9 protein-coding genes and 1 pseudogene are annotated in these 10,345 nt (G+C 65.1%); 4 read left to right on the top strand and 6 right to left on the bottom strand.

Annotated features, from left to right (window positions below; all coding sequences use genetic code 11):
- On the bottom strand, positions 1 to 213 hold a 213-nt coding region (locus VNQ78_RS18850; protein WP_325692696.1), incomplete at its 3' end, for a transposase.
- Positions 214 to 324: 111 nt separating this feature from the next.
- Positions 325 to 492 (bottom strand): hypothetical protein, encoded by a 168-nt coding sequence (locus VNQ78_RS18845; protein ID WP_325692694.1) that lies wholly within the window; start codon positions 490 to 492, stop codon positions 325 to 327.
- A 217-nt stretch (positions 493 to 709) separates the two neighbouring features.
- On the opposite strand from VNQ78_RS18845, the gene VNQ78_RS18840 reads away from it, so the two are divergent.
- Positions 710 to 3,061 (top strand): AI-2E family transporter, encoded by a 2,352-nt coding sequence (locus VNQ78_RS18840; protein ID WP_325692692.1) that lies wholly within the window; start codon positions 710 to 712, stop codon positions 3,059 to 3,061.
- 114 nt (positions 3,062 to 3,175) lie between these two features.
- Here the strand turns inward: VNQ78_RS18840 and VNQ78_RS18835 are convergent, their stop codons facing one another.
- The 4 genes and pseudogenes from VNQ78_RS18835 to VNQ78_RS18820 all read right to left on the bottom strand — a co-directional run.
- Complete coding sequence (locus tag VNQ78_RS18835) at positions 3,176 to 4,387, bottom strand: CAP domain-containing protein (RefSeq protein WP_325692690.1); 1,212 nt, start codon at positions 4,385 to 4,387, stop codon at positions 3,176 to 3,178.
- Positions 4,388 to 5,120: 733 nt separating this feature from the next.
- Positions 5,121 to 5,579 carry a hypothetical protein gene (locus VNQ78_RS18830; protein WP_325692688.1) on the bottom strand — a complete coding sequence of 153 codons (459 nt, stop codon included), beginning with the start codon at positions 5,577 to 5,579 and terminating at the stop codon, positions 5,121 to 5,123.
- Positions 5,572 to 6,486 (bottom strand): hypothetical protein, encoded by a 915-nt coding sequence (locus VNQ78_RS18825; RefSeq protein ID WP_325692686.1) that lies wholly within the window; start codon positions 6,484 to 6,486, stop codon positions 5,572 to 5,574. The genes VNQ78_RS18830 and VNQ78_RS18825 overlap by 8 nt, the downstream gene beginning before the upstream one ends.
- A pseudogene (locus VNQ78_RS18820) lies at positions 6,483 to 7,418 on the bottom strand (glycosyl hydrolase family 8); the annotation flags it as partial. The pseudogene VNQ78_RS18820 and the gene VNQ78_RS18825, both read right to left, overlap by 4 nt.
- A gap of 89 nt (positions 7,419 to 7,507) precedes the next feature.
- Here VNQ78_RS18820 and VNQ78_RS18815 point away from each other — a divergent pair.
- The 3 genes from VNQ78_RS18815 to VNQ78_RS18805 all read left to right on the top strand — a co-directional run bounded on the left by VNQ78_RS18815 (position 7,508) and on the right by VNQ78_RS18805 (position 9,961).
- Positions 7,508 to 7,810, top strand: a complete 303-nt coding sequence (locus tag VNQ78_RS18815) for a hypothetical protein (protein ID WP_325692684.1) — start codon at positions 7,508 to 7,510, stop codon at positions 7,808 to 7,810.
- Between the two features lie 139 nt (positions 7,811 to 7,949).
- A complete protein-coding gene (locus VNQ78_RS18810; protein WP_325692682.1) occupies positions 7,950 to 9,119 on the top strand; it encodes a glycerate kinase in 1,170 nt (389 codons plus the stop codon).
- Between the two features lie 104 nt (positions 9,120 to 9,223).
- A complete protein-coding gene (locus VNQ78_RS18805) occupies positions 9,224 to 9,961 on the top strand; it encodes a calcium-binding protein (RefSeq protein ID WP_325692679.1) in 738 nt (245 codons plus the stop codon).
- Positions 9,962 to 10,345: the final 384 nt, after the last annotated feature.

Genomic DNA, 10,345 nt, shown 5'->3' with positions numbered 1-10,345 from the left:
GACCGTCTCCTCGTCGACCTCCACTGCAGGCTTCTTGCCGCCGCGCTCGAAAATGTCCGCCGCCCCGCCGAGCAAAGCTTTCTTCCATTGATGGATCATCGTCGGATGCACGCCGTATTCGGCGGCCAGCTCCGACACCGTGCGCTCGCCCTTCACGGCCTCCAGCGCCACCCGAGCCTTGAAGCCCGCGTCATGGTTCCTGCGTTTCCGCATCCTGATCTCCTCAAACTTGGAGACCAGCAAACGTCAGATCCTAGCTTCCGTCACTGTCCGATTTCCGGGGAGTAGCTCACATCATCATTGCTTGCCCACGGATCGAAATACTTAACTCTCATCGCTCTCGATCTGTAATTTCAGGTCGCGCATGTCCTGCAGCCTTTGCGCGTGGCGAAGGAACTTCAATCGTTTGATCAGCTCCTTGCGCTCCTTGGGGCCGGTCGTCTCTGAAAGCGTCGCCTCTAGATGTTCGATCAACGCGGATGGATCGCGCATGTCCCCACTCGTTACTTGACACACTTCTTGAGGCAACGTTCGCAGAGGCCGGATGTTCCCGGCCTCTGAACGGACCTCCATAGTCATCTCCAGTCAATGGCCCCCTGGATGGTAGGCACTTTCGATCGACGGAGGTTCCATTCGAGGCAACCGACGGGCTCGGCAAGCGTTGCCTTCCGACCTTGCATCGGCCGCGACCAAGAGGGGGAGAGGAAATATGGACGATCCTGTCACGCCGGTCCAGACGCCGGATATCGTGCGATTGGCGGCATGGCTTCTGGTCGCGGCGCTGGTCCTTTCGGGGCTTTACCTCGGACAGGATGTGCTCATCCCGCTGGCAATAGCGTTTCTGATCAGCTTCGCGCTTAGCCCTCTGATCGTCTGGCTGGGGCGGCGGGGGTTACCAAGGGTGCCGTCGGTGATCCTGGTGATGGCGACGGTGGTGACGGTGATCCTGGGGCTTGGGCTGCTGGTCGGATCGCAGGTGCGGTTGCTGGCCGTACAGCTGCCGACTTACCAAAGTACCGTCCGTGCCAAGATCGACAACCTCGGCGACAGCATGAAAGGCCCCGGCATATTCGACGGCGCCATGGACATGATCGACACCGTGCAGGAGGAGGTCGAGAAAGCGATCGCCCAGAACGAGGAAAGCATGCCCCAGACCCGGGTGCAGGTGGTTCCGGCCCCGCAATCGCCGTTTCGGACCGCCATCGCCTGGCTGGTGCCGGTGCTGGCGCCGGTGGCGACGGCGGGTATCGTCCTCGTCTTCGTGTTCCTTGCCCTTCTTGATCGCGGCGACCTGCGCGACCGGCTGATCCGCATGCTGGGGGGCAACCTTCACCGGTCGACCGACGCGATCGAGGAAGCGGGCAGCCGCATCTCGAAATACCTGCTGATGCAGCTTGTGGTGAACGTTACCTATGCCATTCCGATGGCGCTGGGGTTGTGGCTGATCGGCGTACCGGGTTGGATCCTGTGGGGGACGCTTGCGGCCGTCATGCGCTTCATCCCCTATGTCGGGCCGATGCTGTCGGCGATCTTTCCGATCACGCTGGCCTTTGCCGTCGATCCCGGCTGGAACATGGTGCTGCTGACCGTGGGACTGATCGTTGTTCTGGAACTCATCAGCAACAATATCATCGAACCGGTCCTCTATGGGACCAGCACCGGGCTGTCGGCGTTGTCCCTGATCGCCGCCGCGACCTTCTGGACCGCGCTATGGGGTCCGATCGGGCTGGTCCTGTCCACGCCGCTGACCGTCTGCTTGCTGGTGATCGGGCGAAATCTACCACAACTGCAGTTCCTGGATACTTTGCTGGGTTCGACGCCGGTTCTGGACGTGCCGACCCGGATCTATCAGCGCCTGATCGCCGACGACCCCGAAGAGGCGATCGAGATCGCCAGCAACGCCATCGAGGACAGTTCCGTTTCGGAATTCTATGACCGGTACGGCATCGAGGTGCTGCGGCAGGCCAGTCATGACTTCCTGACCCAGGCCCGTGCCGAACATCGCCTGCGTGTCGTCAACGGCATGGACGTGATGCTGGACGACCTGCGCGAGGAATATCCGGCGCCCGAGCCGCCCACAGGTCCGGCACGCGTCGCCTGCATCGGCGGCAAGTGGGAAATCGACAATGTCGCGTGCGAGATGCTGGTCCATGCCCTGGCCTTCCACGATATTCGCGCGCAGCAGCGCCCGGCCGGAGTCCTGACGGCGCGCTACCTGGACAAGCTGGATCTGAGCGAGGTCGAGATTGTCTGCCTCAGCTATTTCAGCCGTCAGCCAGAACTTTCCGCGAGGTCGTTCTGCCGCCGGCTGCGCCATCGCTGGCCGGGGGTAAAGATCGTTCTGGCGCTGTGGAACCCGCCCTCGCTTGTCACGGAAGGTGAAGGTCTCGGCGATCTTGGCGCCGATGCGGTGGTCACCTCGGCTGACGAGGGGGTCCGACGGATCGAACAGATGCTGAGCCCGGAACTGGCCCGCCAGCGCCAGGTGGCACCCCGCCCCGAAAACGATGACGAGCGCGTGGCCGCCCTGCGGGAAACGGGCGTGCTCAGCGGCCAATCGCGTGAAGAACTGGACGCGATTGCCGCCCGCGCGGCCGAGGTGTTTGACGTGGAATTTGCCGTGATCACCGCAATCGACGCCGAACGCGAGTTCATCATCGGTCAAAGCATGGACCTGCCCGGCGAAGTGACCCGGGACGGCAGCAACATGATCACACTGCCCCGCGAGGATGCGGTCTGCGATCATGTGGTTTCCAGCGACGACACGCTGGTCATCCAGGATACCCAACGCGACCCACGCTTTGCCGACAATCCGGCGATCAACCTCTGGAAGACGCGCTTTTATGCGGGCGCTCCGCTGCGCACGGCAGACGGCATGGTTCTGGGGGCGTTGTGCCTGCTGGACACGCGGCCCCGTAACCTGGGGGAAGACGAGATAGAGCTGTTGAACGAACTGGCTGGCGACGTGGCGCAGGCGATCACCGGAGAGTATGCTGAAACCGATGAGGCCGAAAGCGAGGGCGAAAATTCCGCCACGACAGGCCAGCGCGTACCAAAATGATGGTCAGCTTATTGCCTTTCCGAATTCCGCGGCATGGTCACGATACGGCCTTGCATCCCCGCGAGGGCTGCCACCTCTGGCGACGTTCATGGCATGACTGCCATCAAATCTCAGCTAGATCGCGAAGATGTCGTCCGCCACCCCCGCAACCGTCAGATTTCCGCCGGTCAGGACAATACGGCCATCTGTCCCAAAGTCGATGACCACCCCATTCGCCGTCTGGCGCATGTGATCGCGCATGAAGGCAATGGCACCGCCATCCACGAGGGTGGCATCCAACATCAACCGATCCATCCCGGGCTGATAGTTTCTGATCGTATCCTGCCCGTCCCCAGCGTGAAACAGGAACACATCCGCCCCCGCTTCCCCCACCAGAAGATCGTTACCGGCACCGCCGCGCAATGTGTCGTTTCCCGTTCCGCCGTTCAGCGTATCGTTTCCGGCGGCCCCGATCAGCCAGTCATTTCCGGTCTGACCCGCAAGATGGTCAGCGCCCAACTCACCGCGCAGCTGGTCATTTCCGTCGCCGCCGATCAGGCGATCATTGCCAGCGCCCCCTTGCTGGGTATCATTGCCCGGACCGCCCTGAAGCAGATCCATGCCCGCGCCACCAATCAAACGGTCATTCCCTGCGCCGCCGTTCAAAGTGTCATGACCAGCGTTCCCCGCCATCCAGTCATGCCCCGCCGCACCAGATGCCATGTCGTTGCGTGCGGTCAGCCGATAATCGTCGTTTCGGATAGTGCTCTGCCGCGGCCCTGGCGTCACATAGGTCTCACCGTCGAAACCTTGCCACCAATGCTGACGCGTCTGCATCGTCAAGCTGGCCTCCGGGTCGACAGCGCGTCCAAATCTACCGTTGTCGATCCGCACCGGACCATCCGTATCGGCAAAATTCTGGGTTGCCATAAGCACGCGATGATCCTGACCATTCACACGCAATAGCCCGACCTCGAGACCGATGCCGATATAGGCAGCATCGCTCATGATGTTGCGGTGATGGCCGGGACTGTTCATCAGCATCTGATGCAGTGCCCGGATTTCATCGCTGAGATCCGCCTCGCCTGTGATCCCGACATAGGCAATGTTTTCCGCAGTCATCCAATCGCCTCGCAGCGTGAAACCTGCCGCCTCCATCCGCTCCCTCGCCGACGAGCCGCCTCGCCCGGTGTGGGAAAATACGTCGGCGGTCAACATCCAACGGCTATGATCCTCGGATGAATCATTCAGCCGTCGCTCGAGGGTCAGCGCTGGAAGTCCTTCAGCCCGACGGGCCTGATTGACCAGGCTGGCGAAGTAGCGTTCGTTTGCAGAGGCAAATGACATGGGTCGACCTTCCACAGATCCAGAAACAACTTCCGCGTGTTTTTATCATCCCCTCTAAACCGGATCGCAACACCATATGTTCCCAGGACATAGCAGGGTGCGGGGCAGCTGTGACATTCGTTACCGCGACTATCCGACGGCCAGAAGGCGTCGGTCTGCACACCGATGCCAGCCAAATCTGTTAAAAATCAGCTCGGCCTCGTGGTTTCGTCACTCACGGAAAATCCGTTCGGACCCCTCGGCGCGACGGACACAGTGCCGGATGCCACGACAGGCGATCCAGTTCGGTGGATGGTCCGGCAGCAGCGCCATGACCTCGATGCCACGGCCCGGCGCGATGGTCTCGATGCGGTCGCGGAGGAGTCGCGTCCGTCGCTTGGAAACGCGCTGCGGGGCCGTAAATCCGGCCTTCACTGCCTCGATGAGGTCATCGACGCGGGTGCAAAGCAGATCTATACGGCATGCCCGAGGCCACGGACTTCGAGCGCCGCGCAAAGCTGAACGGCGGCCAAAGGTGCCGCATGTAGGATTGGCGCGAGGCAGCCGTCCGCTCTGGGCCCGTCATCTGCTCATCCAGCCAAGCATGCCCCTAATGCATTCTGCCTTGCAGCAGGTTGCCCGATGCTCCGCCGTCCTTATGCTGCGCCAACCTGTTGTATGGTTTCGAGTTGAACGCGCTCTGCTCACGCTGCATGGCCTTGTCCTGTCATCTGCCGCCGCCCCAGCGGGCGGCTCAGTCCGATGCCGCGCTGAGCCCGCGTCGGGTCTCCTTCGTCGACATCTCGTCGTTCAGGCGCTGGAACTCGGCCCGCGCGCGTGGGCGCTGATCCGCGCTCAGATAGGCATAGGCGCGCAGAATCGCGAGGTCGCGGCGTATGCCGCCTGCCACTTGCTCCATCGCGTCGAAATAGCGGATGGCATCGCGATAGCGCCGCTCGCGATAGGCCTGCACGCCGCGCTGGTCGAGGATCTGGCGCTCGACATCGACGCGCTGCTGGCGGGTGAAGTCGGTGGCGGCGGCGATGCGCGAAGCCTCCTCGGCCATGCCCAGCTTGAGGTCGCTGAGCGCGAGGCCGTAGCGCGCCTCGCGCTGCTGCTGCGCGGTCAGGCGGCCGGACAGCGCGGCGCGGAAATCCGCCATCGCCTCCATGCTCCGGTCGAGGTTGTAGACGCACCAGGCCCGTTCAAGCACCGTCCCCGCCGCGCGCGCCCGCCGTCCGGGCCGCACATTGCGCCGGGCTTTCCGAGGACCGGGGCGGGGCCGCCGCAGCGGCCTCCCTCTGCCGGGGCTGCTGCTGTTGCTGGCGCTTGGGCTGGGCCTGCGGCTGGGGCTGCGCGACCTGAGGGGTCGCCGGCGCCGCGGCGCGGCCCGCCGGGACGGTCGCCACGCTCGCCCCCTTGCCCCTACCCGCCAGCAGGCGCTGCAAAAGCTGGTCGTAGCGCGCGGCATCGGCCGGGAAACGCCCGCTGACCTGCGCCACGATGGCGCGCAACTCGGTCTCGCTGCTGACCCCATCGGCCTTTTCGATGGTCGCGGCAAGCTCGCCCGGATTGGTGCAGGCGCCAAGGATCGCGCGATAGGTGGCCAGCGCCTCGGCCGAACTTCCGGCCTTGCGCTGGCCCTCAGCGATCCGCCAGGCATTGTCGATCCGGTCGCAGCGCAGCAGCCGCGACGTGCGCGCCGCCACCGTGCGCGCGGCATCGACATCGCCGCTTTGCAGCGCCGCATCCGGCGACTGCTGGCCCGAGGCCGTCTCAAGCTGCGCGGTCATGTCGGCGGGCGGGGTCCAGTTCGGATAATCCCGCCGCATCGCCGCCAGCGCGTCGCCCGCCTGCGCGGTCTGGCCGGCGGCGAGTTGCTGGTAGAAACGGTCGATCTCGGGGCCGGGGACGGTGTTCGACAATTGCCGCAGGTCGGCGGGCGGCGTCCATTGCGGATATTTCAGCCGCAAACGCCTCAGTTCGGCCTCGACCGCGGCGGAGTCGTTTCGCTGCAGATAGATGTTCAGCGCCAGAAACCCGTCCTGCGCGGGCGCGCTCTGGGCGAAGGCCGGGCTGGCCGCAAGAAGCGCGGCGGCAAGGAATGTCGATCGGATCATACGAGCACGCATTGGGGAAAATTCGTCGCTTGGGCGACCAGCGCCATCAGGTGCAAGGTCGCGGGGTAATAGGGTTGGTCGGCGGTAAAGCGCGGCATCGCCGAACCCAGGCCGCCCGATGCGGCGCAATCGCTGAGGGCGGCGACGGCGCGATAGCCGGCATCGGCGCTGCGCTCCAGCCCCTCACGGCTTTTCGGATCGAAGACCACTGGCTGGCTGTCGTCTTTCCACTCCGCCGCCGTGGCCTCGGCGAAACCTGCGACCGCGCGGGAGGCGGCATTGCCGGACCAGAGCGCCATCAGCGGCACGCGGATCGCCTCATAGCCCGCGTTCTGCGAGAAGCTTTCGGGCGGGGCGGCGGGGCCTTCGGCGGTCAGGGCGACCCAGTCGGGCACCAGCGCGTCCTGCGCCAGCCGCTCGATCATCGCCTCGCCCGTATCGGCGAGCGGGCCGAGTTCCCGGACCCCGGTGGCTGCACCAAGCTCGCGCATCGCGCGCGGCATGTAATAGGAGGGGTTGATGACCAGTTGCCCATCGTCGCGAAACCCCGCCGCCGCAGGCAAAAGCAGCACCTCGCCCCCGCCATCCGGGTGCGGGGCGGTGCAGAGCCCGATGACATCCGTGGCGATCCGCGTCGCGCGCGTCGTGAGTTCCGGCCGGTCCTGTCGGGCGGCGGCAAGGATCAGGCCTCAGGCCAGGAACAGGTCGCCATCGGTCGCGTTGTTGCGGTCCTGCACCGGAGGCTCGGCCCCCGGCTGCCAGCGCCACGCCATCAGCGCGTCACCCCGCACGGCAAGGTTGGCGTCGCTCCAGCCAAGGATCGCGTCGAAGGCGGGGCGGTCGTCGAAGATGGCGGCAAGGGTCAGGCCATAGCCTTGCCCCTCGGATTGGCTGGCGGCATTATGGAACCCGTCGACCACCCGCCCGTCATCGGCAAGGCAGAGCGTTTTCCGAGAATGCCGGGTTCGACCAGAGCGACCTGCTGCGGCTTGCCCTGCCCCTCGCGCCTGCGGTCACGACATTGCTGATCGCGTTTGCGCTGCTGGTCTGGCCCGCGCAGCTTTCGGGCCTCAGGGGCGATGCGCCCAACCCGCCTCCGCCTGCGGCGTCTCTGGTTGCGCCCGCCATCGCCCTGATGCCGCAGGCCGATCCCCCAAAAACCATCGCTGCCGCGCGCCCGGTTCCGCGTCCAGCCCAGCTGCGCAAGACCGGGACCCAGCCCAGGCCCGTGTCGCGGCATGTTCACCGACATTCGGCCAAAGATGCCCTGCGCGACATGAACCACGCGCTGCGGCCCTTGGGAATCCGCCTGATCGTCAGGTGATTTTCACCGGATATTTCAGTGAGCAAGGCGGTACCAGCCGCCTTTTTTCACTCCCCCTCCGCGCATTTTTTTCATCGGCGCGGGATTAACCGTCAGGTGTCGTGCGTAAGCCTTTCAGACAGCAGAGAAGGATCACGAGATGTCACTGACCGTTCTGATTGCGCCCTCGGGCTTCAAGGAATCCCTGTCGGTCAAGGATGTGGCCGAGGCGATTGCCCGCGGTGTGCGCCGTGCGGCCCCCCATGCGACAATCCTCACCGCGCCCATGGTGGATGGCGGCGAGGGCACGACCGAGGCGCTGATTGCCGCGACCGGTGGCCGGATGATCCCGGCAAGGATCACCGGCCCGGTCGGCGAGGCTGTTGCCGGCTTCTGGGGGCTGATGGGTGGCGCAGGCCCCCGCACCGCGGTGATCGAGATGGCCGCCGCCGCCGGGCTATCGCTGGTGCCCCGCGATCGCCGCGACCCGACGCTGACCACCAGCCGCGGGGTCGGAGAACTGATCCTTCAGGCGCTTGACCATGGCGTTGACCGCATCCTGATCGGCTGCGGCGACAGCGGGATCAACGATGGCGGCGCCGGCATGGCGCGGGCGCTTGGCGCAAGGCTGCTGGACGCCTCGGGCGAGGAGTTGCCCGAAGGCGGCGGGGCGTTGGAGCGGCTGGCCCGGATCGACGCCTCGGGTCTCGATCCCCGGCTCGCCTCGGTGCAGATCGACGCCGCGGTGAACTGGCATAACATGCTGCTCGGCCCCCGTGGCGTCGCCCGCGTCTTCGGCCCGCAGAAAGGTGCGACGCCCGAGCAGGTCGAATGCCTTGATCGCGGCATGACGCGCTATGCCGCGGCTATCGAGGCCGAGACCGGGAAGATGGTGGCGACGATGCCCGGCGCGGGCGCCTCGGGCGGCCTCGGGGCGGGACTGATCGCCTTTGCCGGCGCGACCCTGCATCCGCGCTTCCAGATGATGCTGGAATATCTCGATTTCGACGACCTGCTGGGCCGCGCCGATCTGGTCATCACTGCCGAGGGCGCGCTGGACGGGCAAAGCCCCTTCGGCAAGGTTCCCTGCGAGGTCGCACGGCGCGCCGAGGTGCTTGGCATCCCGACCATCGCGCTGGCCGGCACCATCGGAAAGGGCGCGCGCCAGACCTATGATCATGGGATCGGCGCCTATGCCTCGATCATCCGCCGGCCCTGCTCGCTGCAGAAGGCCATCGGCGGGGGCGCAAAGCTGCTGCGCAATGCCGCCGAAAACACGATGCGGATGCTGCTGGTCGGCGAGCGGCTGGCCGCGCGCGGCCGCGCCTGAGTTCACGGAGTTTCCGCACTGGCCGAACCGGCAGCCAGAGCGGATCACGGCGAGACGCCGTATCCAACCCATGCCGGTCCATCCTGAATTGACGGAGAGAAACCATGGCACGAATCCGTGGCAATGACGACGGTAACCGCCTGAGCGGGACCAATGCCGCCGACCAGATCTGGGGCATGTCCGGTGATGACACGATCCTTGGACATGGCGGCAATGACACGCTTGATGGTGGCGAAGGCAATGACCAGATCAACGTAGGCGCGGGCAACAACCGCGTCAGCGGCGGATCGGGCAACGATGTGATCAGCGCGCTTGGCGGCCATGACGTGATCAATGCCGGCGAGGGCAATGACCGGGTCAATGCCGGCGGCGGCAACAACTCGATCACGCTGGGCGAGGGCAACGACCTCGCGGTCAGCGGGGCCGGCCGCGACACGATCAGCGCAGGCGAGGGCAATGACACGGTCCGCGCGGGCGCAGGCAATGACATCATCTATGGCGGCGAAGGCGACGACCGGCTGTTCGGCGAGGCGGGCAGCGACCGGATCATCGGGCATGAGGGAAATGACACCCTGAACGGCGGCGCGGGCAATGACACCATGACCGGTGGCGAAGGCGCCGATACGTTCGTCTGGAACGGCGGCCGCGACCGGATCACCGATTTCGAGCTGGATGATGACACGATCGACCTGTCCGCCTATGCCCGTTTCAACAGTTGGTCCGATGTCCGCGGCGCCGCAAGCCAGGTCGGCAACGACGTGGTGATCAGGGCGGGAACGGACCATCTGGTGATCGAGGATACCCGCCTCAACCAGCTCGGCAGCGACGATTTCGACTGGTAAAGGGACCAAGGGACAAAACCTCCGGCGGCGCCCCGGCAAGGGCGCCGCTTCGGGTTCTGAACGGCCGGCATGTGCCCGCGCATCAGCAGGAGAAGCGACCAAAGCCGCTGCCATCGACGACGAAACAGCGCAAGGTCGGCATCATCGCCAATCAACGGGACCCATGAGCCTTGCTGCTGCACAGCACGTTGCTCGGAGCAAAGCCGACAGTCACACGTTGGTGCTGGTGCATTTGCAAGTCATGGCCTAGGGTCCAGACTCATTGAGTTTCGGAGCCAGAACAAGACGGTTGCGGCTAGCAAGATCGCAGAGAAGAAGGTTTCCGGGCACCGGTCGTATCGGGTCGCGACGCGCCGCCAATCCTTCAGGCGGCCGAACATGATC

The sequence above is a fragment of the Paracoccus sp. (in: a-proteobacteria) genome (assembly GCF_035556475.1).
Taxonomy (GTDB): Bacteria; Pseudomonadota; Alphaproteobacteria; order Rhodobacterales; family Rhodobacteraceae; genus Paracoccus.
Note: the sequence above shows the minus strand (reverse complement) of the source record. Positions and strands in the feature narration are given on the sequence as shown.